Genomic DNA, 23,535 nt, shown 5'->3' on the forward strand with positions numbered 1-23,535 from the left:
GCTACCGCCGTCCACCGGGCAGCCGCGCCGCGGCCGGGTCATGCTGCCGGGCCTTCGCCTCTCGTTTCGGGCACCGCGTCCGCTGACGACAGTTGCAACAGGTGTCGTACCCGCGCTGACGGCCGCAGCAGGGTCAGCCGTCCCCCACACACGGACAGCCGGCGGTGGAGTTCGACGAGCAGGTCGACGCCGACTGGGTCCACGTAAGGACACCGGGTGAGATCGACGTGCAGGTGAATCGGCTGTCGTGCCAACGAGCCGCTGATCATGGTGATGTACAGCGCCAGGTGTCCCACATCGCGGGGACTGGTGACGACCGCGTCGAGCCGCAATGACCGCATGACGTCTCTCCAGTCCCTTGTCAGGTCGGTCCGGTCAGCTCACGTTCGGCTGCAGGCCTGGGTCATGCCGTCTCCGGTTGGGCCACAGCGAACACGGATACGGAACGTTCACAGGTGACGCCGTTGACAGCGAAGTCCGCAGGTGGTTGCGCGTCGATCTGGTGCAGCTCGCCGGTCAGCGTGACGGTGACGTGATGGTCGGTAGTCAGCGGGTCGGTGCCGGTCAACGTCACCTGTGTGCCAGTCTGGGACCACGCCAGGGCGGTGCCGGCGGTGACCTGTTGTCCTGCGGGAACTGTGAATCGCAAGGCCCACGGTTGCGGCATGCGACCGCGGATCGACAGGTCCGCGGTGAACATCGCGCTGCTGCGGTGGCTGGTGTACTGGACCGCGCAAACGCCGGAACCGGCGGTCGGACCGCTCGCCGCAGCGGTTGGCGGGCGGCCAACCGGATGGATCCAGCCCACAATCGCTGCGAGGACCGCGATCGCCGTCGCGACCGTCCGGCGGCTCGGTCGACCCGGACGCTGCCGGGTCGGCAACGCCCACGACACGGGTGCCGGTGCCACCGCCGGTGCGGCCCGGTGGACGGCCATCGGCACGCTGACGTCGGCGGCCTCCGGGTCGCGTTCGGTCAGTGTCTCGCACAAGACGCGGGCCATGTGACGGCTGGACGGACGCCGCTCGGGGTCGTTGGATAGGCACTGCCCGCACAGCGACACGATCGCTGCCGGCACGCCGGCCATCGGCGGCACCCGGACCTGCGGGAATTGGCGCCGCTCCTGCAGCAGGCTGTGCCGGTCGGCTGCGGTCCAGGGCAGGGAGCCGGTCAGCATCTGCAGCAGCACGAGGCCCAGCGCGTAGATGTCGGCGGCGGCGGTCACCGGTTCGCCCCGGATCTGTTCCGGTGCCATGTATTCCGGCGTACCGAGCAGCACTCCTGCCGGACCCGCGGGGAGTACCCCGATGAACGCGGCGAGCCCGAAGTCGACGACCTTCACCCGGGACGGCGTGAGGATGATGTTGCCGGGCTTGATGTCCCGGTGCACGACCCGGTGCAGGTGCGCTGCCGCGAGCGCGTCGGCGACCTGGACCGCGATCCGCGCGGCCCGCTGCCACGGCATCGAGCCCTGTCCGCCCAACCGCTGGCAGAGGGTCTCACCGTCGACGAACTCCATCACCAGATACGGCAGCCGTGGGCGCAGCCCGCGCCGCACGTGTCCCGCGTCGTGGACGACGGCGATGTTCGGATGGACGAGGCGGGCGGCGGCGCGGGCCTCGACCTCGGCCCGTTCACGGGCGCGCGGCAATTCCGCGAGGTCGGGGCGCAGCAGCTTGACCGCGACGGTCCGTTCGAGCCGGACGTCAACGGCGCGCCACACGGATGCCATGCCACCGGTGCCCACCTCGGTCATCAGCCGGTACCGTCCACCGACCGTCGGCATGACCTCAACACCTCCCCGGGAACGGTTTGCGCGGCTCGGTCCGGCCGGAGCCGGTAGCGCAATCCTCGCCACGAGGCATGGCGGACAACCCTCGAAGATATGACAGTTGTACGACGAGATGGGCGTCACGGAACTGTCACGATCCCGCCGGACCGCCTTCATACCGTTGGGGCAGTCTGGGACCACCAGCCACGGCCGCTGATGGGAGCCGGTCGCCGCCGGCTCATGCCCCGAAGGCGCGGTGGTGGGGCGTTCCCCCCGGCGTCCCACCACCGTCCGGTCGCGTTGCGTCGGTCAGGCGGGCAGCACGAGGTCGGCGTAGTCGGCGCCGGTGAGCCGGCCGTCTGACAGGGAGGCGTCCGCGCGGGGAACCCGCAGCGGCTGCCCGTCGTGCCGGAACGAAACGGTGTCGACGTCGGCGCGGCTGGTGAGCGTGGACACGATCTGCCCGTATGCGAGGACCTCGTCGCTGCGTCCGGCCCCGTCGGACCGGTTACCGATCTCCACCGTCGCGTCACCGCCGCGGAGTTCGACCATGCCGGTGACGGTGATGCCGGTCAGTGCGCTGGTGTACCCGGCCTCCCGCTCGGCCGCGGTCGGGCCGGCCAGCAGATGCTGCAGTTGCTCGTCGATCGCCGGGATCCGCTCGGCGGGGCGGCGCACCGCGACGAGGCCGGTGTCTCGCACCAGATACAGCAGCTCGACCGGCACGCCCGGCGCCGGGCTGGCCGGCTGGACCATGGCCGGGGTACTCGGCCGGCCATGGACCATGATCGGCCGAGGAGTGCTCTCGGTCGGCACGCCGCATCCCGCCGCCATCGACACCAGCACCAGCGCGGCGGCGAATCTCGAAACCCGCCCGGTCACGGCGATTCCCTGCGAAGCTCGACCCGGAACCGTGCGCCGCCACCCGGCCGGTCCAGCACGACCGCCCGGCCGCCATGTGCCGCGGCGTGCTGCGCGACGAGCGCCAGCCCAAGGCCCGCACCATCGTCGTCGGTGCGGGCACGGGCCGCCCGCCCGCGCACGAACCGGTCGAAGATCGTCGCCTTGTCCTCCGGGCTCACGCCGGGGCCTTCGTCGTCGACCTCGATGAACCACCGGTCGGCGCACACCCCGATCCGCACCGCGGTGGCCCCTCCCCCGTACCTGGCAGCGTTGTCCAGCAGGTTGCCGATGATCTGCTCGACGCGGCGGCCATCCACCAGCCACCGGCTCGGGGTACCGTCGACTGCGCCGACAAGGTCCGCCGGCAGTTGCCGGGTCAGGCAGGCACGCCGTGCGACCTCCACGACGTCGACGTCGTCACATTGGACCGGCTGGTCGCTCTTTGCCAGTTCGAGCAGGTCATCGACGAGAGACTGGAACCGGTCGACCTCCTCGACGATCAACCCGACCGCCAGCCCCGTCCGCTGGTCGAGGTGCTCCCGTCGCCGGGCCAGGACACTGGCCGACGCAGCGAGCGTCTGCAACGGCGAGCGGAGCTCATGGCTGACGTCTGCGGCGAACCGGCGGTCCTGCTCGAGGCGTTTCGCCAGCCGGTCGACCATGTCGTTGAAGGAGGTGGTGAGCTGGACGAGGTCGGGTTCGACGGCCGGGTCCAGCCGAGTCGACAGGTCACCGGCGGCGACCTCCTGAGCCGCGCCGGCGACCGACCGCAGCGGCCGGGCCACGTACCGGGCGGCGTACCAGCCGAGCCCGGCACCGGCGGCAGCGGTGAGCGCCGCCACGATCGTCAGCACCCAGCTCAGTGTCCGCAGCGTCTGGTCCAGCTCACGGAACAGGTCGACCTCGTACAGTGCGGCCGTGTCCGTCAACGGCACACCGACGACGATCGCGGGGACGCCGTTGACCCGAACGAGCTGCTTGCCCGCCTGGCCCTGCCGGACGAGTCGTTGCAGGCTCTGCGGCACCGCGGCGGTGGTGCCGTCGTCGGCGGCCCGGCCGAACCAGGCACCGTCGCGGTACAGCATCACCCGCCGGTTCCCGCCGGTGTCCAGGGAGCGCAGCAGGTCCACAATGTCGACCTGGTCGGTGACGACCCCCTCCCGCAGAATGCGGGCGTCGAACGACACCGCGCGCACCGACACCCGCTCGCGCGCCTCCAGCAGGGAACGGCGGGTCGCCTGGTATGTCACGAAGGCCATCGATGCCGACAGCAGCAGCGCGCCGACGGCGAACCCGCCGACGACCCGCGTTCGCAGCCCCGCCCGTCTCATCGCTGCAACTTGTAGCCCATGCCGCGGACTGTGACGAGCCGCTGCGGTACCCGCGGATCATGTTCGATCTTCTGTCGCAGCCGCCCGACGTGCACGTCGACGAGCCGCTCGTCACCGATCTCGTACTCCCACACCCGCTGCAGCAGCTGCTGCCGCGACAGCACCAACCCGGGGTGCTCGGCGAGCTCACACAACAACCGGAACTCGGTATGGGTCACCGCCACCGGATCACCGTGCAGACGCACCTCCCCCGCATCGGGCAGGATCTCCAGGTCCCCGAACACCAGCCGCGGCATCACCGTCGGCAAGGCACGGGCACGGCGCCGCAGCGCCCGCAACCGCGCCGACAACTCCTTGACCGCGACAGGCTTGACCAGGTAGTCGTCGGCGCCGGCCTCGAGCGCGGCGACGATGTCGTGAGTGTCGTCCCGGGCGCTCACCACCACGATCGGCACGTCGTCGTGGCGACGCATCTCCCGCACGCACTCGAAGCCGTCCATCCCCGGCAGCATCAGGTCGACCAGCACGGTGTCGGCGGGTTCGGCCCGTTGCGCCTCGAGACCCTCCTCCGCGCTCGCCGCGCCACGAACCGCGTATCCCTCGTCCTCGAGGGCAAGGACCAGCGACAACCGGATACGGTCGTCGTCCTCGATCACCAGTACACCTGCCATCACCGCATCATGCCCTCCCCTGGCGTGCGCACCTTCGCGGGAGCACCGAATCTGCACGTTGTCACACGACTGTCACCGTTGTCGTCCGGCCCCGTCAGGTCGCTCACACGGCCGGACGGTCGGTACGATCGGGTCCTTGACGCCGCAGCCAGTCCAGGGCCGCGATGTGGTCGACGAAGTTCGGGAAGGTGCTCTGGAGACAGAGCAGTTGCAAGGCGTGCAGTACCGGCCCTGACGCGCTGACGATGCAGGTTCGCCGGTGATTGGCGATGGTCCGGTCACGGGCCCGCATGAGGACGTCGAGCGTTGCCGTGTCGACGATGCGGAGCAGGCTGAGATCGAACAGCAGGTGTCGGCCGGCTACGGGTCCGTCGTCGAGCAGGTCGTGCATCTCGACGTTGTCGAGAAGGCCGAGCCCGCCCTTGAGATGCACGACGGTCACATCCGACAGCACCTGGAGGGTGACACGGCTCGGGGTTGCGTCATCCTCGATGCCGCTCTGCGGATGGAGCGTCTGACCGATGGCACCGTTCCGATGCGGCGACAGCACACACCGGCCGCAGGCGTGCGGCCCTACCGCGAGCGGTGTGCCATGCCAGCCGTCCAAGGTGAACAGGCTCCACGCGACGTTCCAGTCGCGCATCGTCCCGGCAAGGTTGGGGATCAGGTGGCCACACTCGTCGCAGGCGAGGCTGAAGTCGGTGCCGTCGAGGCTCAGCAGCGCCGTCACAGCACGGCTTCCGTCGTGGGCGATCGCCACCAGCACAGATCTTCGCTCTGCCGTTCGCTGGTCACCTGCCTGGGGCGTTGCCGTGGTCTGCGGTGTCGCGACCGGTAGCCGGATGGCCGGTCCGCGCTCTGGAGGATCTCCTCCAGCCGCTCCGAGCGCAGTGGCAGGTACAGCTGCATCGATAGTCCGTGCAGTGTCAGCTGCCCGCCGCCGTCGCGGATGGTGCGATGCACGTCGGTGAGCAGGGCGGCGCCGGCCTGGTCGACGGCACTGCACCGGGTCAGATCGATGATGAGCTTTGCGGGCCGCATCGCGATCATCTTCTCGATCAACGCGAGATTGCGGCGTACCGAGTCCTCGTCCAACACGTCGGTGACGGTGATCTCCACGATGGGGGCTGTCCCAGTGGACGTGACAGGCCGCATGCGGCTCCTTACGGATGTCGGTTCGTGTCGTGTGCCCGGTCTCACCGGCGACGGATCAGGCGGAGGGGACCGGTTTCCGGCCATGCGTCGCGCCGGCATGCGCGTCCCGCCCTGCGACGGTGGAGACCGGTGCTGCCGGCCGGCGCCGACCGTCCCGATGCTTCGGCCGGTAGCCCGCAGGTGTCGGCGCCTGCGGCGGGACCTGGTCGAGCCGGGGATTCATGCCCCGCAGGGTGAGCCGTCCCCCGATGGCCCACATCCGTTCGTGTACGCGGGCGAGCAGCGCTGTACCGGCGTGGTCGACGTCGGCACAACCGGTGAGATCGACGACGAGATGTGCCGGCAAGGCTGCCACCGCATCGTCGAGCAGGCGCCGCCAGCGGGGCAGTGTCGCCGCGTTCAACGATCCTGTGACGACGACCTGGATGCGCGGAACGATGGGCGTGGTCACGCGGCCTCCCGGGCGGATGTCCTATACCTGCCTCACCCTGCGCTGTCCATGTGGAGAAGATTCGGCAGCGGTGTGACGGTTCCATGACGTACCCGCGCCGAGCCCGGCGGCCGCGGCAGCGCCGCCGGACGGTGGATGTCACGCAACTGTCACAGGGTTGAGGACTCTCCGCCGAACCCGACGGTGACGCTGGCATGCATGACCCGGAGGGAGATGTCATGCAGCCGATAGGTCAGACACCTGCGATGCGGTTGGTGGAGGTGCTGGTCACCGACCCGCTCGACACCGGTGCGGTGCCGCGCGTCCGGGCGCTGCTCGACGACGCCGCCGCGCTGCGGCCGGCGGACCTCGTTGTGGACATGACCGCCTGCGCGTACGTCGACGCCGCCGGTATCGGAGTGCTCCTCGACGTGCACCGCAGGGTCTGGAGCGACGGCGGCCGGCTCACGCTGCGCGGCCTGTCGCCGAAGGTCGCCCGCACTCTGCAGCTGGCCAGGGTCGATCGGGTCCTGCACGTCACCGAGGGGCCGGCCGTGCCGCCGGCGGCTTCGTCATAGAACTGTCATCTGTTCGCGGGACGGCTGCCATGCCCCGCCAGCAGGGTGGGGTCTTGTCCGCACCGTCCGATGGGGGCCACGATTGACTGCGCTGCTCAGCCTCGACAGCAAGAACTTCACCCTCGCCTGCGACGGATGCGGCCAGTTGGTCACCAACCTCGCCCCGACGATGGGTGAGTGGGACGTGGCGTGGAGCCTGTTCAGCCAGGACGGCTGGACCGGCGACGATCTCGCGACCGGTCCGCACACCTGCGGCCGCTGCACCAGGACGTCGCCGCCGCGGATGGTTGAGCAGGCGTTGACGCGGGAACGCACGACGCCCGCGACCCGGGAGTCGCGCCGGCTGACCGTCTCCCAGGTCGCCGGCGTGACCGTCGTGACGCTGACAGGCAACCCTGATCTGGTCATCAACGCTCGCCTGCGTGATCTCGTCCTCGACCTGCACGGCCGGGTGCGGCGCCTCGTCGTCGACGTGACCAGGGTGTCGCGGCTGGATTCCGGCGCCTTGGACGTGCTGGTGCAGGCCCACCGCCTCTCCATCGCCGTATGCCTGGTCGGCCCGGCCCAGCAGATCCAGGACGCGCTGCGGCTGCTCAATCTCGACCGTCTGTTCCCGACCTGCCTGACCCTGCCGGAGGCGCTGGCCGATAGTCAGGTCGTCGATGCCATCCCTCCCTCGGAGGGCGTGCCACGACCCGACCGGATCGATGCACTGTGAGCGTCTCGGTCAGCACCAGCATTGAGCACAACGGGACGGTGGCCGTCACCGTGCGCGGCGCGGTCGAACATGCCACGATCACGCCACTGTGCGACACGATCAACCACGTCGTCGAGCAGCACCGGCCCGCGCTCGTCCACGTCGATCTGCAATTCGTCACCTACATCGACGCCGCCGCGGTCGGCGCGCTCGAAGCGTGCCGTCGCAGCGCCCGCAACGGCGGGACGAACGTGGTCCTGCGCAACGCGAGCGCCGCCGTCGGCCGGACACTGCAGACGTCGGGGATGTTCGGCGACCACCGCACTTGAGCGCCCTTTCGACCATCACCGAGCCGAGAGGTTGACCCAGCTGATGCCCGATGCCGCGAAGCACCACTTCGTTGTCGTGACCGGGCACCTGCCAGTCGATCCGATCCCGGACGGCGGCGACCGGGTGCGGTGGCGAGCGAGCCGCAGCGGCGTGAACGCCGCGCTGCACCCGGTCGTCGCTCGCCGTCATGGCACGTGGATCGGCTGGCACGGCCTCGCCGACCGCCAGCTCGGCAGGTTCGACTGGGACGGCATCAGCGTGCAACCGGTGCCGATGCCAGCAACCGACGTCACAGATCACCTCGGCGGGCACTGTGAGACGTCGCTGGCGCCGCTGTACCACGACGCTGTGGAACCGCCGCAGTTCGACCGGCGTTGGCGGCAGGCATACCGACGGGTCAACGACCGCTACAGCCGCGCCGTCGCCGACATCGCCGCACCGGGCGCGACCGTCTGGATTCACGACTACCAGCTCCAGCTCGTCCCCGCGATGCTGCGCGTGCTGCGCCCGGACCTCCTGATCGGGTTCTTCCTGCACGTACCGTTCCCGCCGATCGAACTGTTCGAGAAACTGCCGCAGCGCGGCGAGATCCTCGGCGGGCTCCTCGGCGCCGACCTGGTCGGATTTCAGAACACGCGATCCTCGGCCAACTTCTGCCAGGCGGTCACCGAGTTCGGCGAGTTCCGCATGGACGCCGACGTGGTCCATCCCAACGGACGGCGGGTCTCCATCAGCGCGTTCCCGGTCTCCGTCGACGCGGCCGGCTTCGAACGGCGGGCCCGGGACCCGCAGACCCAGCACCGGGCGGCCGAGATCCGCGCCGAACTCGGCCAACCACGCACGATCCTCCTCGCCGTCGACCACCTCGACCCGGCGAAAGGCATCGAACAGCGCCTCGACGCCTACCACGAACTGCTCGCCGAGGAACGCCTCGACCCTGCCACCACGCTGCTCATCCAGGTCGCTGTACCCGGCCGGCAGCACGGCGCAGAACGGCCGGACGCGTGGACCCGGGTCGAGCGGAAGGTCGCCCAGATCAACGGCCTGTACAGCTGGATCACCCGACCGGCGGTGCACTTCCTGCACCAGGCACTCACCCCGCAGGAACTCGTCGCGTTGTACCTGGCCGCCGACGTCATGCTCGCCACACCGCTGCGGGCCGGCATGAACGTCAACGCGAAGGAATACCTGGCCTGCCGCACCGACGACACCGGAACCCTCCTACTCAGCGAAGGATCCGGCACCGCCGCCGGATTCCCCGAAGCAGTCACCGTGAACCCCTACGACATCGACGCCTTCAAGTCCGCGATCCTCACGGCAATCAAGCCCGGAAATTCGGACGGCCGGCGCATCCAGATGCGCGCGATGCGGCGCCGGCTCCGCGAACACGACGTCCACCGGTGGGCCACCCAGTACCTCGACGCTCTCAACGACACCGCAATGCGCAATCGGCCGGCCTCCTCGAGCCTCGCAGCCCGCGTACCGCTGCCGATGTCCAGGCGGACGCAGCCCTCGACGAACTGCGGGTCGAGCTGATGTACCCGCTCGACCAGGCCGCCTGGCGCTTCTTCCGCGCACGCGTGACCCGGCCGCACCCTGACCGGTTGGCAGAGGAGTTCTGTACAGTGCCGCGCCGTGCGTGCACGTAATTGGCCGGCTCACAGCCGCAGGTCTCGCCGGTGGTGGCCGAGCACGCCGGCAACCGTCAGGGTCGCTGCGATGCCGAGCATGGCGAGCGCTGCCGGCAGGTCTGGTGCGGCAGCGGGAACCCGTGCGAGGTGAGCGAACGGCGACAGCCAGCGGATCCAGGCGGGCACGCTGTCGCCGAGGGTGTAGAGGAGGAACCCGCCGACGGCCGGGGTCACGCCCACGAAGGTCACCGCCTGCGGTAGCCAGCCGAGCGCGAGGACGGCCGCGCCGAGGCAGAGCGCTGCGACCGGAAGCGCGTTGACGGCGCCGGCGACGGCTGACCCGATCCCGAGATCCGCCGTTACCGCGTGGGCGCCAAGCCAGGCGGCTGCGGCCGCGGCACCGGCCAATGCGGTGGCACCGGCCGCGGTGACTGCGGCCTCGGCGCCGACCAACCGGGTCCGGGACACAGGGGTGGCGAGGATCAGGGTGAGACGGCGAGCCGACTCGTCGGCGGCGAGCGCGCCGATGCGCACGGCGCAGAATACACCCGTGGGTATGCCGAGGAGCGCGAACAGCGTCGCCGTGTATCCCTCGACGGTGCCGAGGCCGCCGAACCCGGCCTGTGCGGCGAGGTCGGCGAAGCGCGGGTTGTCGGCGAGGAAGCCGGTCATGGACATCGCGAGCAAGCCGATGAGCAGGTGGTATGCGACGATGCCGAGCGCCCATCCGGTGAGTGGCGCCAGCAGCCGGCGGACCGCGAACCCGGGGACCGAGCGCAGTGTCCGCAGCCGGGGTGGCCGGCCGGTCCGGGCCGTCAGCAGGCTGCCCGAGACGTCGCGGCGGGCGGCGGCGAGGGCAACCGCTGCCGTGAGGCCGGCGGTTGCTGCCGCGAGCACGATGAGCGGCGCGACACGGTCGGCGTGGTACGGACCGGCGAGTGCGGTCAGGCCGAACGGTGACACCCAGCGCAGCCATGCGACGGCATCGATGCCGTCCGCGGCCATCCGGGTCAGCAGGTTGGCGCCGAGCAGCGCCAGGGCCGCACCGGTCGCGGCCGCGCGGCTCGGGAGGACCTGCGCGGACAGCATCCCGGCCGCGGCGTAGCAGCTGCCGAGCAGGGTAAGTCCCGTGCCGTGCAGAAACGCACCGGCCGGTGCGGTACCGGCCGCGGTCAGCGCGGCACCGGTCGCCAGACCGGTGCACGCCAGCGCGGCGACGATGACGGCGAGGTGGCGTACGACGATGGCGCCGACCGGGGTCCGCCCGGACAGCAGGAGGCTCCAGCGGCCGATGTCCTCCTCGCCGCGGCTGATCCGGGTCGCGGTGAGGATGCCCCACACGCCGAGGAGCACGCCCAGGACGGTGCCGGTGCGCCAGACGGTGAAACCGCCCGCGGTGTCCAGGGCGGCCGGGGCGCCGAACAGGGTCCGGACCGCTGGGTTCTGCGCCAGCGCGGCCAGGGCCGCCGCGTCAAGGGTGTCGCCGACGACATGTTCGTATGTGCCGGCGACCATCGCCGACATGCCCGCGGTGAGCACGGCGACGATGACGGCGGCGCGTCGGACCTGCCGTACGGCGAGCCAGGTCACCGCCCGCCCCGGATACGGATCGGTGACAGGTCGCACCGTCGAGGCGTCCAGCCTGGCGCCGTTCACGGCGTCGTCTCGCCGTAGTAGTCCAGGAAGATCTCCTCGAGCGTCGGTTCACGGACCACCAGGTTCGTCACGTCGGCGATGGCGAGTGCCCGCAGCGCCGGGCCGGGAGATCCTGTGAGCGCGAAACGGATCCCGTTCGGCCCGACCGCCTCGATGGTGTCCACGCCGTCGACCCCGAGCAGGTCGGGTCGCCGCCCGACGAAGGTCGCCTCGACCTCGGTGCGACGCAGCCGGCGTAGGTCAGTGAGCTCGGCGATCTGTACCAGGCGGCCGGCGCGCAGGATGCCGACCCGGTCGCAGACGGCTTCGACCTCACCGAGCAGGTGCGAGCTGAGGAACACGGTCTGCCCTCGGTCCCGGGCGGCGACGACCGCGTGCCGGAATTCGCGTTCCATCAACGGATCCAAGCCGCTGGTCGGCTCGTCGAGCACGAGGAGCGGGGCCCGGGTGGCGAACGCGGCGACGAGGGCGACCTTCTGCCGGTTCCCGGTCGAGTAGGTCCGGCCCGGTCTGGACACGTCCAGCGCGAACCGCTGCACGAGCTCGTCGCGGTAGGCACGGTCGACGCCGGGCCCGACGCGGCCGAGCAGTTCCAGGCTCTCGGCGCCGGTCAGTGTCGGCCACAGCGCCACGTCGGCCGGCACATGGGCGAGGTGCCGGTGCGCGGCCACCACGTCGGCGGCGTCTGTGCCGAAGATCCGGGCCAGGCCGGCCGTCGGACGGGCCAGGCCCAGCAGCAGCCGGATCGTGGTCGACTTCCCGGCGCCGTTGGGGCCGAGGAACCCGAACACCTCACCCGCCCCGACCGTCAGATCCAGCGCGTCGAGGGCCAGAACCCGCCCGTAGCGTTTGCTCAGCCGTTCGGTGTGGATGACAGGCACGTCCATGACGGAACCCTTCTGAGCCGACGACGATCACATTGCCGACCAGACTTCCCGGCGCACCTGTATCGACGGTACGCCGATGCGGCAACCCCCCGATACGGCTCGCACGACCGTAAGGCCGTTCGTATGATGGGTCGCAGGATGTCGGGCAGGGAGTGTGGTCGGTGAAGGTTCGCCGCGTCCTTCCCTGATGGAAGCGCCGCCGACGCGCGCAGACGAGTTCGCAGCGTCCTTTCGCACCGTCCGGGTAGTGGCTGGCGGTCATGCGGTACGGTCGCGTGCGGAGCGCCGGGAAGTCTGGTCGGCAACGTCAGCACCATGCCACCGACAGGACTCCCCATGACTCTGCTGTTCGTCTTCGCCGTGACGCTGCTCATCGCGGTGCTGTTCTCCGCCCTGGCCAACCGCACCATCCTCTCCACCGCCGTGCTGTTCCTCGTGGCCGGCTTCCTCGTCGGTGACGGCGCCCTCGGCATCGTCCACGTCACGCCCGCCTCACCCATCGTCGCCACCCTCGCCGAACTGGCCCTGTTCGTGGTGCTGTTCACCGACGGGATGCGGGTCGGCTGGAGCGACCTGCGCGCCGCGTGGCGGCTTCCCGGCCGGGCGCTCGGCTGGGGCCTGCCGCTCACGCTGCTCATCACCGCGCTCATCGCGCACTACGTCGCCGGGCTCGACTGGCCCGAGGCGCTGCTCATCGGCGCCATCCTGGCGCCGACCGACCCGGTCTTCGCCGCCGCGCTCGTCGGCAACGACAAGGTCCCGGGCCGGCTGCGGCACCTGCTCAACGTCGAGTCCGGCGTCAACGACGGCCTCGCCCTGCCGTTCGTCGTCGTCCTGCTCGCCGTCGCCGCCGACACCGATGACCTGCACCTGCCGGCACTCGGCACCGAACTGCTGCTCGGCGTCGTCATCGGCATCGCCGTGCCATGGGTGGCCATCCGCCTGGAACGCACCCGCTGGTTCGCCGTCTCCGAGCAGTACCTGCCGCTCAACGCCGTCGCCATCGGCCTGCTCGTCCTCGCCCTCGGCAAGGCCACTCACGCCAACCTGTTCCTCGCCGCGTTCGCCGCCGGCATCACCGTCGCCACCGTCGGCCGCCGCGAACGTAACGCGTTCGAACACTTCGGCGAACTGCTCGCCGAGATCTTCAAACTCGTCGCGCTGCTCGTCTTCGGTGCGCTGCTCACCCCGGCGTTCTTCGGCGACGTCGCCTGGACCGGCTGGGTCTTCGCCGTCCTGGCGCTGATCGTCGCCCGACCGGCAGCGCTGTGGATCTCGTTCCTCGGCTCCCGTCTCGGCCTGCGCGAGCAACTCGCCGCAATGTGGTTCGGGCCGAAAGGCTTCGCCTCCGTCGTCTACGGACTGCTCGTCCTCGCCGCCGGCATCGCCGCCGCGCAGGAGGTCTTCGCCCTCGTCGCCCTCACCATCGTGCTCAGCATCGTCCTGCACTCCTCCACCGACGTCCTCGTCGCCCGAGGCTTCGATCCCACCCTCATGCCCGCCTGGCAGCAACGCCTTGAACACCGCGGCCGCAGACTGCTGCGGCGCACACCCCGCGCCACCGACCCCAGCGCGTCAGCCGATGACTGACACCGCCACTGCACCTACCGACCAGCGTGGTAGCCGAAAGCGGTGCCCGCCCGGCATCTGGCGGGCCGCCACGCGCGAACGGCCGATATCCGGCCCGAGTGCGCTCAGCCGTTCCTGAGGTCACGCACCAGCCGGCGGTACATCGGCCGAAGCTCGACGTCGGTCTCAGCGGACCGCTGCGGGTCGGCCGGCAGCGTCGCCGGCGTCTCGTCGAGCACCTCGATACGCCGGCCCAGCGGCGGCGTGACCGCGAACGGTGACGCGGTGCGGGCGACATCGGCGTCACACCGCTCGGCCAGCAACGGCGCGTTCTTCGCCAGGACGGCGGCAGCGAGGGCAGGCCAGCCGGCGACTACCGTTTCGGGCTCGTCGCGTCGGACCGCTCCGGAGCGGTCACCGGCGCGGGCGTCTCGGCGCAGGACCGTCACCATCGGATAAACAGTCCCTTGGTGCCAGATCGACGAGTAGAACTCGAAGCGACCTTCCCCGGCAGCTTCCAGGTCGGGTCCGGCCATCACCCGCAGGGATGTCCGCCGCCTCGGCCGTGGCGGGCGTCGTCGTCGGCGCGCGGCAGCCCGGCGAGGTCGCGCACAACGCCGCGCTGCTCGCACACGCGATCCCGGCCCGGCTGTGGGAAGACCTGAAGGCCGCCGGCCTGTTGCCCGGCGACGCGCCTGTCCCGGCCGCGCCGGGCTGAGGCAGCGCCGCTTCCGCCGCGCTCCCGGTCCGTCAGGCGATCGGCTGGACGACCCGGGTCTGCCAGGTCGCGGGGTCGGGGCGCAGTCCGCAGCGGCGCCAGGTCCGCCAACCGGATGCGGCGACACTTTGCTGGAGGATGGCGTCGGGGACGTCGTGATTGGTCGCGGCGACGTGGGGCCCAGCGGGCCGCCGCCGCGGTCCGGGCCCCGGCGACGCGCGGCGACCACCGCGGACGGCTCCCCACGACCGACGGGCTGCGACGATTCGGAGAGCAGGACCGCCCGGACCTCTGCCCGGTCCAGCAGCGGCTGCAGCCGGTGCAGGTGGTGGCGTCTGGCCGGTGAGCACATGCAGGCGACGGAGCCGTCGCAGGGGCAGTCCTCAGTGGGACGGCCGTCGACATCGACAAGAGCGACACCTACGCTGCCGAGCTTGCCCATCGGCCGCTGACGGCCGGGTAGAGCTATACCGCAGCACGAACGCGCGCCCTGCGGCCATGTCCGGATTCGATGCCGAGCTCCGACGTACCAGGTGTGAACGACACCTCGCGAAGAGCGGCCGCACGGCTCGCCGCCGCCGCCATTGTCACCTACCAGGTCCTGCTCCTCATCGCGGTCATAGTTCGGTCCAACATCGATGTCACCCACAAGCCGGTCAGCGAGTACGCCATCGGCCGGCACGGCTGGATTGCCGTTACCGCGTTCCTGACCTGCGCGTTGAGCTACGCCGCGCTGGCCGCTGCGATCCACGGGCGGACGGCCCGAACCCTGCTCGCCATCTGCGCCCTCGGCACCGCCGGTGCCGGCGTCTTTGTCGCCGATCCGGTCACCACACCACTGGACCAGCTGTCAACCATCGGCACACTGCACGTGATCGCCGGCCTGACCGCGCTGGTCCTCCTACCCTTCGCCGCCCTCTTCGCCGGTGGCCGCCTCAACTGGCTACCACTGGCCGGGCTGCTGGGCCACTACGCACTGTCCGTCGTCATCCCACCCAACGGCTGGCCTCCGCGCCTGCTCTTCCTCACCTACGCGATCTGGGTCGTCCTCACGACCCGACGCACCATCCGGCAGTCCCGGCACCCGGCGCCGCCTCTCCACGAACCCGCCACCTGGCGCGGCGATCTCGATTGACCGCGCCGCGCACACGGCGGCATGGGCGCGCATCCGATCAAGCAGCCGAATAGCCGCGCCGATGCGTACATGCAGCGGTATTGATCACCAGTCGCGCCGTAAGGGTTCCGGACGTCCCACGCCGTGCCCGGGACGCCAGATGCGCAGAGGGCCACTCAGCCTTCGATGAGCGTCGCGATCCGGCGCGCGGTGGCGCGGTCCTGCACCAGCCGGCCGAGCACGTCGCGCAGTGCCTGGCCGGTCTCGTCGTCGGCTTCGAGCACGACTTGCAGGCGCGTGAGCGCGAGGGTGCGTTGCGCGGCGGGGTGCCGCTGTGACTGGTATGCGTCGAGCAGGGTCTGCGGCGCTGCGCCGCGCAGTACCGCGGCGAGGGTCTTGCCGAGGGTGACGGCGTCGAGCAGGCCGGTGTTGATGGCCGAGCCGCCGGCGCTGAAGATGTGCGCGGCATCGCCGGCGAGGAAGACCCGGCCATCGCGGTACCGTTCCGCGTGCCGGCTGTTCGCGACGACGCTCCTCGCGGCATAGGCCGTCGTGTACGGGAGATCGGTACCCAGGACGCGGCGAAGGCTCGCCCGCAGTTCGTCGTCGCTCAGTTCATCGGTCGGCTCGCTGTCACCACGCGGTTCGTGCGTGCTGACGATGTACACGTCATCCGGGGCGGAGCGGTCGAGCACGTCGGCGGGGGCAATGGTGATCGACCCATGTCCGGTCCGGTTGGGCTGGAAGGGCACGAGCTGGCCGATGCCGCGCAGGTCGATGCGATCGCCGACCCGGGCCACAGCTCCCGCCGGGATGGTGACCCGGGCCAGCCGGGAGATGTTGGTGCTCGTGACGCCGGGGAAGCCGATGCCGAGGCTCTTGCGCACAAAGCTGTGTGCGCCGTCGCAGCCTACGAGGTACCGGGCGCGCAGCTCGACGGACGAGCCTTCGGCGGTGGCCTGGACGGTCACACCGTTGCCGTCCTGCTCGAACCCGGTGACCTCGCGCCCGCGCAATACCGTGGCACCGAGGCGCACGGCGCGCTCCGCCAGCAGGCTTTCCAGCCGGTGCTGTGGCACCGGGAGCACGTGCAGCGGACTTCGCAGCAGACCGAGTTCGAGGGTGAACGGGCCGAAGCGAAACCGCGGTGGCCGCACCACCCGCAGCCCGGTGCCCCGCAGGAGCTTGCGCCGCCGCAACTCCAGAGCGGCCCGACCGACAACGCCGTTCCCTTTTGGGATCTGGATCGGCTCGGCGGTGCGGTCGAGAACGGCCACACGGACGCCTGCGCCGGCGAGGTCGCCGGCGAGCAGCAGGCCCGTTGGCCCGGCGCCGACGACGACCACGTCAAGGACGGATGCGTCAGTCAGGGTCGACATGGCTGTCAACCTAACTTGACACACGATCCCTGTCAACGTGAGTTGACAGAGAAGTGGCTACGCGGTCGACGTCAGTCTCCGACCAGGCACTCGATCGCTTCGCCGAGACTGTCGGACTGTTTGGCTTCGCTCGTTCGCGGTGCAGCCCGGTGGATCGCGGTTCGCCCGCGATCAGTCCACCGGGTTGTACCGCGGCATCCCAGCACCCTCGATCCGGCACGAGAGTGCAGCACGTCGTCAGAGCGTCTCGCCTGTGGCGCGTACGCAACGTGATGGGCGCCGGCAAACCGCAGCACCTGACCGGCGACAGATCCACGCACCTGTCGCGTGCGCCGATCAGTAATGGGCGAGGATCTGCGTGACAGGGCGACCGAGAAGCGCGGCCACATCGGCAAGTTCGACGGCATCCGGCTCCTACTTGGCTCGAGTCGGATTCATGGCGCACACCTCGAATCGCGCGAACCCGACCGGCCAGTCCTAACGCAGCGGGTGCAGGGCGACGATCGCGCCACAGCACGGTACACGAACGTCGAGGCTGTCGAAGCCCGCACCGTTCTCCTCGATCAGGTCGAAGCACGAGGGGTGTCACGCCCGGCAGCGCTGAGCTGCTCGATCTGGATTTCAGGAAGGACCGTCCTGAGCAGTCGCTCGACCGCTCATTCGGTGAAACTTTCACATTCCTGGTGCCGTAGCGGTGCAATATGACGGTCATTCTGTGCCAAATATTGTTCATTCCTGCCTGCTCGGCCGGCGAGGTAGATCAGGAGGCGGCCGTTTTCGAAAACGATTGACGCCCGCAGCGCTGCCGAATCACAATGCCGCCATCGACGCAAGTCGACTTCGCTGCATGAAAGGACGCGCACATGAACGAGGTTCCCGCATCTCCGAAGCGCCGGCGGCGCCATCGCGGAGGGCTGCTCATCGGCGGCGTGTGCGCCGTCGCGCTCGTCGTGGCATCGGTCGCAATGACCGGCACGGCGCACGCCGAGGCCGACCGGACCGTCACGTCGAACACGACCGGCACCCACAACGGCTACTTCTTCTCGTACTGGAAGGACAGCGGCAACGTCACCATGACGCTGGGCTCCGGTGGTTCGTACCGGGTCCAGTGGAGCAACATCAACAACACCGTCGTCGGCAAGGGTTGGAAGCCCGGCTCCAACCACACGGTGAACTACTCCGGCACGTTCAGCGTCAACGGCAACGGCTACCTGGCGCTGTACGGCTGGACCACCAACCCGCTCATCGAGTACTACATCGTCGAGAATTTCGGCAACTACAACCCCAGCACCGGCGCGCAGCGGCTGGGTTCGGTGAACACCGACGGCAGCACGTACGACATCTACCGCACCCAGCGCGTCAACCAGCCCTCCATCATCGGCAACGCGACGTTCTACCAGTACTGGAGCGTCCGGCAGCAGAAGCGGACCGGCGGCACCATCACCACCGCCAACCACTTCAACGCCTGGCGGAACCTCGGGCTGAACCTCGGCACGCACGACTACCAGATCCTGGCCACCGAGGGCTACCAGAGCAGCGGCAGCTCCAACATCACGGTCAGCGAAGGTCCGGTCGTCGGTCCCACCACCTCGTCGCCCCAGGTCCCGTCGGGCAACGCGAAGCGGATCGTCGGCTCCCAGTCCGGCCGGTGTATCGACGTGCCGAACTCGTCGACCTCCAATGGCACGCGGGTCCAGCTCTACGATTGCCACGGCCAGAGCAATCAGCTGTGGACGCCGACGTCGAGCAGGCAGCTGACCGTGTACGGCAACATGTGCCTGGACGCCGCAGGTTCCGGCAACGGCTCGGCGGTGCAGATCTACAGCTGCAACGGACAGGCCAACCAGCAGTGGAACGTCAACAGCAACGGCACCATCAGCAACGTGCAGTCCGGCCGCTGCCTGGACGTCTGGGGCACTGCTAACGGCCAGCAGGTGCAACTCTACGACTGCAACGGACAGGCCAACCAGCGCTTCAGCTTGAGCTGATCGGATGTGCTGACGACGGGGTGGCGGCAGGTCCTGCCGCCACCCCGTTTCGCCGTTCTCCTCAACCTCGGACCGCCAATCTTTGACGACGCCACCCGCGGGCCAGGTGTCCCGGCACCGTGACGGGTTTGGAGCGGACGGCTGTAGTGCTCGACACCCTGACCGACCGCCTCCAAGCCGACACCGTCACCCGCGGCGCGGTCGGGTGGACGCCGGACTTCGTGGGCACGTACGCGACCAGGCCCTGACCGCACCGAAGGTCGCCATCACCGAGTACAACTGGGGCGCGCCGCACGACGTCAACGGCGCGCTGACGCAGGCCGGTCTGCCCTGGCGGCTGGTGCCCGACGCAGACCGCCACGCCACACGCGGCCATGACCGCCGGGAGATCCGAACCCTGAAGATCCTTTCCGTCTCCACCGGCATCGACTTCCCCAACGCCGCCCAGGCCATGCAGATCCGCCGGCGCCGCCGACGGCTCGACGAACCCAGACGCTTCACCACCGAAACCGTCTACGCGATCACCGATCTCCTTGTCCACCAAGCGAAACCGACACACCTGGCCGACTGGATCCGCGGATACTGGCCCATCGAGAACAAGGTCCATTGGGTCCGTGACGTCACCTACGACGAAGACCGGTCCCAGATCCGCACCGGCACCGGCCCGCAGGTCATGGCCGCCATCCGCAACGCCGCCATCGGCGACCTCCGACTTGCCGGCGCCACCAACGTCGCCGCCGCCAACCGGCCGCTGGCCCTGCTCGGCATCACCTAACGACGTTGCCAGGGCGTCATCGGCATGGCCCCGCACAAGCGGTCCGCGACCATCGAGATCATCAATAGTCGGGAGAAGGTCCTGGCGCAGGGTCGGTTCGGCACCGACCGCGGCGGCTGCGCCGCGATGCTCCAGGCCGGCCGGCAGCACAATCGATGCCGAGCGTCGCTGGGCTGTCGGTCATGCCGCACGCGCTGCCGACGGCCGCCGGGTCCATTGACCGTCCGTCCGGACGGTCACCGCTCAACTGCATGGCCCGTGAGCGCGGCTGACCACCCCACGAGCCGCCCGGCGCAACGGACGTCGGTCAGGACCCAACCGTCAGCACGAGCTTCCCATGCACCCCGCCGGCCAGCACCCGCCGGTGCGCCGCGGCCGCTTCGGTCAACGGCATGGTGGCCGCCACGCGCGTGCGCAGCCGTCCCGCCGCCACCTGCCCGACCAGATCGGCCAGCAGCTCGCGGTCGAGCCGGATGAGTTGCAGGTCCTGACGTACACCGCGGGACGGGAGGATCGCCGGGGTCGGCCGGGTGGTTACCACGACCCCACCGTTCTGGACGGCCTCGGCCGCCGCCTCGCCGATCGGCACCGCGTCGAACACCGCCGCCACCGGCCCCACCGCGGCCAGCTCGGTGGAGCGCGAGATCACCTCATTGACGCCAAGGCTGTGAACCCATGCTTCATCCCCCGTGCTGGCCTGCGCCAGGACCCGGTAGCCGCTCTGAACGGCCAGCTGGGCGGCGAAGCCACCGACACCACCGCTGGCGCCGGTGACCAGGACGCTGCTACCCGCCAGCAACATGCCCCGCGCCACCAGCCCCAGCCCCTGGTGTGCGGTCATGGCGTTGAGCGGCACCGTGGCCGCCGACACGAAGTCGAGCTCGTCCGGCAATGGCACCAACCAGGTTGCGTCGGCGGCCACCAGCTCGGCATAACCACCGGGTGCACCCCGGGTCAGGTACCACGGGATCATCCCGACGACCCGATCACCCACCTGGAACTGCGCGGTGTCGGGGCCGACCGAGGCCACCTCGCCGGCGATGTCCCATCCTGGCAGGAACGGCGGCGGCACCGGCCCGAGCGGGATCTCCCCGGTGGTGGCGGCGACGTCGGCCGGGTGCACACACACCGCACGGATCCGGACGACGACCTGCCCGGGCCCAGCCTCGGGCTCCGGCAGCTCGGTCGCCTGCAACACCTCAGGTCCGCCCAGCGCGGCGGCAACGATCCCCAGCATGCGTCCACTGTAGACCGAGCCACAGATCTACGTGATCCGCGAGTGGGCGCCCGCCAAGAACCGGAGCCGATCCACCCATCCGCGCCCGATCTCAACGCGAACTGCAGCCAATTCGGATGCCGCTTTGGTCGGGTTCGGGCAGGATCGCGTTGTGCGGGACGTGCTGTGGGACGACGTTCGGCAGTGGTTCGACCCGGTCGGAAACGGTAGCGCACCGGACGTGATCGTGGCCGGCACGACGGTGGCCGACTGGGACCGGCTGCTCGGGTGGGGTGCTGCAGCAATTGTCCATTATCGGCATAAAAACGGTAGTGCGGGCCACGTCGAGCGTCGCGTCTATACCTACCAGGGACCGCCGGCAGCGCCCTCAATTCGGCCACGGGCGGACGAGGGAGACCCCGTTGTCGTCGCTTGTGCGTGGCGAGCGCATCGCGGCATAGAGCGTGCACCAGCCAACGAGACGCTGATCAAGCGCTTGGTTCGTGGGAACCGAGCCTGACTATGAGCCGCGGAACGGACCGGCAATGCCGCCGCTGGACACGATCGATGTACGCGCGGGGTGACCCCCCTCGTCCGTCTCATGGGCGGCCGTGGAACTGGTCGTTGATCGCATGCAGAGCTCGAACCATCCGCTCCACCACCTCGATCACCTCCGCGTCGGTAGCTGCTTCCCACCTGTGGTCGATGAGGCCAGCGACATCCGCTTCGAAGCCGTCAAGGACGGCATCGGTCGCTCGGATCAGCCGGTGTGCAGCTGGACGGAGACCGCTGCGCTTCCCGCACGGGTCTGAGACCGGCCCGGCAGGCACGCTACGCGTCGAGGTCGGGATCCCGGCGGCCGTAGACATGGCGCTCTGCGTTGGCGGGGATCCAGGGTCCCGGCCGAGTCGCCCAGCCGGCATCGTAGTGCCGCACCGCCTCGACGAACTCCGCCGGCGGCCGGTACCCGTGTGCGGTCACGTAGTGCCAGACCAGCGCCGGCGCCGCGAACATCACGGCCGGCCCGGCCGGCACCCGGATCTCGTGGTAGGCGAGGTACCTCGGCCCGAGCGGCATCTCAACCCCGTTGATGACGATGAAGCCCTCGCGGGGCCGAGGATCGAGGATGGCGCGACCCTCCCCGGGCGGGCAGAACTCGCAGTCGTGCAGGCCGCGGTACTGGTTGACGGACAAATTGCCGATCGCGCCGAGCAGCGCGCCGGCGAACCAGTCCGGCATCGGGCCCCGCTCGAACGGGTGCTCCGCGCTCAGCCAGCCGACGTTGCGCCGCTCGTACTCCGGGCGGTAGCTGACGTAGCCCCAGTCGTACTGCAGCGTGTCGGTGTCGGCATGGCCATATGCGTAGGGCGTCAGGTCCGCGAAGTAGGTCACGGCGCACGGTACACCGTCCGGCTCCCCGACCCCGGTCCGACCGTAGTCCCCGACCGTCGATTCGTACCTGGACGCGCCTCTGTGCACCGACCGTCGGTGCCTACATATCCCAGCAGGCCACAGCCGAGCGACACCGTCAGCGCCCCAGCGCTGGACTCTGACTTCCTGGCCTGAACCGATATCGTGGCCGACCCGAACTAACGAATTCATGATCCTGCCACCGGAGTGGTGGCACTCGACCTCACCGACCAATAGGCCCCATCCTCACTGGCAAAGCCACCCTTGGCCCAGCTCGCGAGCAGACGCGGAGCGCGGCGGCCGACCGAATCTCAAGCCGTAGCAGCGGTTCCGGGCCGCGCGCTCATCGGCTGCCCGCTGCGGTTTGATTCAGCCCCAGAGGTAGCGGACACCCATGAGGAGTGCTGTCGTGCGTTGCTGCCGCGTCCGGCGCTATCTCAGCGTTCGGATCACCGTTGTCGGGAGGCTCGCAGCACGCTGATGATCTCCTCGGCCTCCACCCGCTCGCAGCCGTGCCTTCACATCACCGTCGTAGTTGTTCAGGACAAACAGAACGGTGGGTTCGCCTGGCGGTAGGACCACGCCGAAATACCCTTCACACAGCCATTTGGTCTCCTGTACCGTGCCGTCGGCGGAGATACCCCAGGAGTGCTGCCGCCACAAACCTTCGGACAGGGCGTAGCCCGTGCCAACTGCCGTGATCTCGTCGTCGATCCACAGTCTCGCGACGTTGGCGTGGCAGTCGCCGCCCGGATCCGATGAGGCCAGCGCAGGTCCGTGCGGTATCCCGACCGTGAGCAACAGGTCCAGGTCGGATTCAGGAATCATTGGCGGCACGACCAGTTCACCGCCGTGGGTCAGCAGAACGCGGCACAGCGCCAACCACCGGTCGCTGAGCGTGCCGTCGATGTCGGCGTAGCCAGCAATGCGCTTCCGGTACAGCTCCAACAGGCGATCACGCTCGCTCAGCACGGGCCGACCTAACCACGACAGCACCCGCAAGACCAGTGTCGCGTAGACATCGCCGGGCTACAGACCGCCGTCCACGATCTGCGGCAAGCGACCCGCGGCAATGCGCTCAGCCGATCAAGCCGTCAGGGCTGCTGCAACCGCGCTCGATCGAGGGCATGTGACGATACGGCTGTCCGATGGTTCGGCCAGTGTGCTCAAACTGCTGGTCAGGTTGGGGTACTGGTCGCGCTATCTACGGGCGCCGGCCGCGATCCGCTGCTCGCCGACGTCCCGCACGGCGCCAACGTGCTCCTCGAGGCGCTCTTGGCCGCGTTCCGCCGGGGCGACGAGGGTTGCGGGGCCGCCTGTAGCCTG

27 protein-coding genes are annotated in these 23,535 nt (G+C 69.8%); 12 read left to right on the top strand and 15 right to left on the bottom strand.

Going from position 1 to position 23,535, the window contains the following annotated elements; genetic code table 11:
* Positions 1-38 precede the first annotated feature (38 nt).
* Entirely contained in the window at positions 39-203 is a 165-nt protein-coding gene (locus OHA72_RS65140) for an STAS domain-containing protein (RefSeq protein WP_442788770.1), read from the bottom strand.
* Between OHA72_RS65140 and OHA72_RS45615 the strand changes: the two genes are divergently transcribed.
* Positions 165-335: a hypothetical protein gene (locus OHA72_RS45615; RefSeq protein WP_327002349.1), complete on the top strand. Its 171-nt coding sequence runs from the start codon at positions 165-167 to the stop codon at positions 333-335. The two genes, OHA72_RS65140 and OHA72_RS45615, sit on opposite strands and share 39 nt — an antisense overlap.
* Positions 336-403: 68 nt before the next feature.
* Here the strand turns inward: OHA72_RS45615 and OHA72_RS45620 are convergent, their stop codons facing one another.
* The 7 genes from OHA72_RS45620 to OHA72_RS45650 all read right to left on the bottom strand — a co-directional run bounded on the left by OHA72_RS45620 (position 404) and on the right by OHA72_RS45650 (position 6,282).
* The gene (locus OHA72_RS45620) at positions 404-1,786 is read right to left on the bottom strand and encodes a serine/threonine-protein kinase (RefSeq protein WP_327002350.1); all 1,383 of its coding nucleotides are present in this window, start codon (positions 1,784-1,786) and stop codon (positions 404-406) included.
* A 294-nt stretch (positions 1,787-2,080) separates the two neighbouring features.
* Positions 2,081-2,653, bottom strand: a complete 573-nt coding sequence (locus OHA72_RS45625) for a GerMN domain-containing protein (protein ID WP_327002351.1) — start codon at positions 2,651-2,653, stop codon at positions 2,081-2,083.
* Positions 2,650-4,005 carry a sensor histidine kinase gene (locus OHA72_RS45630; protein ID WP_327002352.1) on the bottom strand — a complete coding sequence of 452 codons (1,356 nt, stop codon included), beginning with the start codon at positions 4,003-4,005 and terminating at the stop codon, positions 2,650-2,652. The genes OHA72_RS45625 and OHA72_RS45630 overlap by 4 nt, the downstream gene beginning before the upstream one ends.
* The gene (locus OHA72_RS45635) at positions 4,002-4,676 is read right to left on the bottom strand and encodes a response regulator transcription factor (protein WP_327002353.1); all 675 of its coding nucleotides are present in this window, start codon (positions 4,674-4,676) and stop codon (positions 4,002-4,004) included. The genes OHA72_RS45630 and OHA72_RS45635 overlap by 4 nt, the downstream gene beginning before the upstream one ends.
* Before the next feature lie 103 nt (positions 4,677-4,779).
* Positions 4,780-5,436 carry an STAS domain-containing protein gene (locus OHA72_RS45640; RefSeq protein ID WP_327002354.1) on the bottom strand — a complete coding sequence of 219 codons (657 nt, stop codon included), beginning with the start codon at positions 5,434-5,436 and terminating at the stop codon, positions 4,780-4,782.
* Positions 5,403-5,795 (bottom strand): STAS domain-containing protein, encoded by a 393-nt coding sequence (locus OHA72_RS45645; RefSeq protein WP_327002355.1) that lies wholly within the window; start codon positions 5,793-5,795, stop codon positions 5,403-5,405. The genes OHA72_RS45640 and OHA72_RS45645 overlap by 34 nt, the downstream gene beginning before the upstream one ends.
* Positions 5,796-5,886: 91 nt before the next feature.
* Positions 5,887-6,282 carry an STAS domain-containing protein gene (locus OHA72_RS45650; protein ID WP_327002356.1) on the bottom strand — a complete coding sequence of 132 codons (396 nt, stop codon included), beginning with the start codon at positions 6,280-6,282 and terminating at the stop codon, positions 5,887-5,889.
* Between the two features lie 245 nt (positions 6,283-6,527).
* On the opposite strand from OHA72_RS45650, the gene OHA72_RS45655 reads away from it, so the two are divergent.
* The 4 genes from OHA72_RS45655 to OHA72_RS45670 all read left to right on the top strand — a co-directional run bounded on the left by OHA72_RS45655 (position 6,528) and on the right by OHA72_RS45670 (position 9,402).
* On the top strand, positions 6,528-6,839 hold the full coding sequence (locus OHA72_RS45655; RefSeq protein WP_327002357.1) for an STAS domain-containing protein: 312 nt from the start codon (positions 6,528-6,530) through the stop codon (positions 6,837-6,839).
* A gap of 82 nt (positions 6,840-6,921) precedes the next feature.
* Complete coding sequence (locus OHA72_RS45660) at positions 6,922-7,557, top strand: STAS domain-containing protein (RefSeq protein ID WP_327002358.1); 636 nt, start codon at positions 6,922-6,924, stop codon at positions 7,555-7,557.
* Complete coding sequence (locus OHA72_RS45665) at positions 7,554-7,865, top strand: STAS domain-containing protein (protein WP_327002359.1); 312 nt, start codon at positions 7,554-7,556, stop codon at positions 7,863-7,865. Before OHA72_RS45660 ends, OHA72_RS45665 begins: the two co-directional genes overlap by 4 nt.
* Positions 7,866-7,908: 43 nt before the next feature.
* Positions 7,909-9,402, top strand: coding sequence for an alpha,alpha-trehalose-phosphate synthase (UDP-forming) (locus OHA72_RS45670; protein ID WP_327011785.1), 1,494 nt, complete (start codon positions 7,909-7,911; stop codon positions 9,400-9,402).
* Between the two features lie 122 nt (positions 9,403-9,524).
* Here the strand turns inward: OHA72_RS45670 and OHA72_RS45675 are convergent, their stop codons facing one another.
* Positions 9,525-11,153 (bottom strand): efflux permease Rv1217c-related protein, encoded by a 1,629-nt coding sequence (locus OHA72_RS45675; RefSeq protein ID WP_327002360.1) that lies wholly within the window; start codon positions 11,151-11,153, stop codon positions 9,525-9,527.
* Positions 11,150-12,040, bottom strand: coding sequence for an ABC transporter ATP-binding protein (locus OHA72_RS45680; protein ID WP_327002361.1), 891 nt, complete (start codon positions 12,038-12,040; stop codon positions 11,150-11,152). Before OHA72_RS45680 ends, OHA72_RS45675 begins: the two co-directional genes overlap by 4 nt.
* A gap of 336 nt (positions 12,041-12,376) precedes the next feature.
* On the opposite strand from OHA72_RS45680, the gene OHA72_RS45685 reads away from it, so the two are divergent.
* The gene (locus OHA72_RS45685) at positions 12,377-13,630 is read left to right on the top strand and encodes a cation:proton antiporter (RefSeq protein ID WP_327002362.1); all 1,254 of its coding nucleotides are present in this window, start codon (positions 12,377-12,379) and stop codon (positions 13,628-13,630) included.
* A 104-nt stretch (positions 13,631-13,734) separates the two neighbouring features.
* Here the strand turns inward: OHA72_RS45685 and OHA72_RS45690 are convergent, their stop codons facing one another.
* The gene (locus tag OHA72_RS45690) at positions 13,735-14,145 is read right to left on the bottom strand and encodes a hypothetical protein (protein WP_327002363.1); all 411 of its coding nucleotides are present in this window, start codon (positions 14,143-14,145) and stop codon (positions 13,735-13,737) included.
* An 11-nt stretch (positions 14,146-14,156) separates the two neighbouring features.
* Between OHA72_RS45690 and OHA72_RS45695 the strand changes: the two genes are divergently transcribed.
* Both OHA72_RS45695 and OHA72_RS45700 read left to right on the top strand, forming a co-directional pair.
* Positions 14,157-14,327: a hypothetical protein gene (locus OHA72_RS45695; RefSeq protein WP_327002364.1), complete on the top strand. Its 171-nt coding sequence runs from the start codon at positions 14,157-14,159 to the stop codon at positions 14,325-14,327.
* Positions 14,328-14,862: 535 nt separating this feature from the next.
* The gene (locus OHA72_RS45700) at positions 14,863-15,462 is read left to right on the top strand and encodes a DUF998 domain-containing protein (RefSeq protein ID WP_327002365.1); all 600 of its coding nucleotides are present in this window, start codon (positions 14,863-14,865) and stop codon (positions 15,460-15,462) included.
* A 155-nt stretch (positions 15,463-15,617) separates the two neighbouring features.
* Here the strand turns inward: OHA72_RS45700 and OHA72_RS45705 are convergent, their stop codons facing one another.
* Positions 15,618-16,856, bottom strand: coding sequence for an FAD-dependent monooxygenase (locus tag OHA72_RS45705; protein ID WP_327002366.1), 1,239 nt, complete (start codon positions 16,854-16,856; stop codon positions 15,618-15,620).
* Positions 16,857-17,683: 827 nt separating this feature from the next.
* Here OHA72_RS45705 and OHA72_RS45710 point away from each other — a divergent pair.
* Entirely contained in the window at positions 17,684-18,808 is a 1,125-nt protein-coding gene (locus OHA72_RS45710; RefSeq protein ID WP_327002367.1) for a glycoside hydrolase family 11 protein, read from the top strand.
* 205 nt (positions 18,809-19,013) lie between these two features.
* On the top strand, positions 19,014-19,583 hold the full coding sequence (locus OHA72_RS45715) for a hypothetical protein (RefSeq protein ID WP_327002368.1): 570 nt from the start codon (positions 19,014-19,016) through the stop codon (positions 19,581-19,583).
* A 307-nt stretch (positions 19,584-19,890) separates the two neighbouring features.
* On the opposite strand, the gene OHA72_RS45720 is transcribed toward OHA72_RS45715, so the two are convergent.
* Positions 19,891-20,706: an NADP-dependent oxidoreductase gene (locus OHA72_RS45720; protein WP_327002369.1), complete on the bottom strand. Its 816-nt coding sequence runs from the start codon at positions 20,704-20,706 to the stop codon at positions 19,891-19,893.
* Between the two features lie 265 nt (positions 20,707-20,971).
* On the opposite strand from OHA72_RS45720, the gene OHA72_RS45725 reads away from it, so the two are divergent.
* The gene (locus tag OHA72_RS45725) at positions 20,972-21,319 is read left to right on the top strand and encodes a hypothetical protein (RefSeq protein WP_327002370.1); all 348 of its coding nucleotides are present in this window, start codon (positions 20,972-20,974) and stop codon (positions 21,317-21,319) included.
* A gap of 91 nt (positions 21,320-21,410) precedes the next feature.
* A complete protein-coding gene (locus OHA72_RS45730) occupies positions 21,411-21,611 on the top strand; it encodes a hypothetical protein (RefSeq protein ID WP_327002371.1) in 201 nt (66 codons plus the stop codon).
* Between the two features lie 19 nt (positions 21,612-21,630).
* On the opposite strand, the gene OHA72_RS45735 is transcribed toward OHA72_RS45730, so the two are convergent.
* Positions 21,631-22,191: a DUF7919 family protein gene (locus tag OHA72_RS45735; protein ID WP_327002372.1), complete on the bottom strand. Its 561-nt coding sequence runs from the start codon at positions 22,189-22,191 to the stop codon at positions 21,631-21,633.
* Positions 22,192-22,641: 450 nt separating this feature from the next.
* Positions 22,642-23,181 carry a hypothetical protein gene (locus tag OHA72_RS45740; RefSeq protein ID WP_327002373.1) on the bottom strand — a complete coding sequence of 180 codons (540 nt, stop codon included), beginning with the start codon at positions 23,179-23,181 and terminating at the stop codon, positions 22,642-22,644.
* Positions 23,182-23,535 lie beyond the last annotated feature (354 nt).

The sequence above is a fragment of the Dactylosporangium sp. NBC_01737 genome (genome assembly GCF_035963215.1).
Lineage (GTDB): Bacteria > Actinomycetota > Actinomycetes > Mycobacteriales > Micromonosporaceae > Dactylosporangium.

Bases quoted from the DNA above. Each gene is read 5' to 3' on its own strand.
- OHA72_RS45620 (WP_327002350.1), bottom strand. From the start codon at position 1,786: ATGCCGACGGTCGGTGGACGGTACCGGCTGATGACCGAGGTGGGCACC.
- OHA72_RS45630 (WP_327002352.1), bottom strand. From the start codon at position 4,005: ATGAGACGGGCGGGGCTGCGAACGCGGGTCGTCGGCGGGTTCGCCGTC.
- OHA72_RS45635 (WP_327002353.1), bottom strand. From the start codon at position 4,676: ATGGCAGGTGTACTGGTGATCGAGGACGACGACCGTATCCGGTTGTCG.
- OHA72_RS45655 (WP_327002357.1), top strand. From the start codon at position 6,528: ATGCGGTTGGTGGAGGTGCTGGTCACCGACCCGCTCGACACCGGTGCG.
- OHA72_RS45670 (WP_327011785.1), top strand. From the start codon at position 7,909: ATGCCCGATGCCGCGAAGCACCACTTCGTTGTCGTGACCGGGCACCTG.
- OHA72_RS45680 (WP_327002361.1), bottom strand. From the start codon at position 12,040: ATGGACGTGCCTGTCATCCACACCGAACGGCTGAGCAAACGCTACGGG.
- OHA72_RS45685 (WP_327002362.1), top strand. From the start codon at position 12,377: ATGACTCTGCTGTTCGTCTTCGCCGTGACGCTGCTCATCGCGGTGCTG.
- OHA72_RS45690 (WP_327002363.1), bottom strand. From the start codon at position 14,145: ATGGCCGGACCCGACCTGGAAGCTGCCGGGGAAGGTCGCTTCGAGTTC.
- OHA72_RS45695 (WP_327002364.1), top strand. From the start codon at position 14,157: ATGTCCGCCGCCTCGGCCGTGGCGGGCGTCGTCGTCGGCGCGCGGCAG.
- OHA72_RS45710 (WP_327002367.1), top strand. From the start codon at position 17,684: ATGAACGAGGTTCCCGCATCTCCGAAGCGCCGGCGGCGCCATCGCGGA.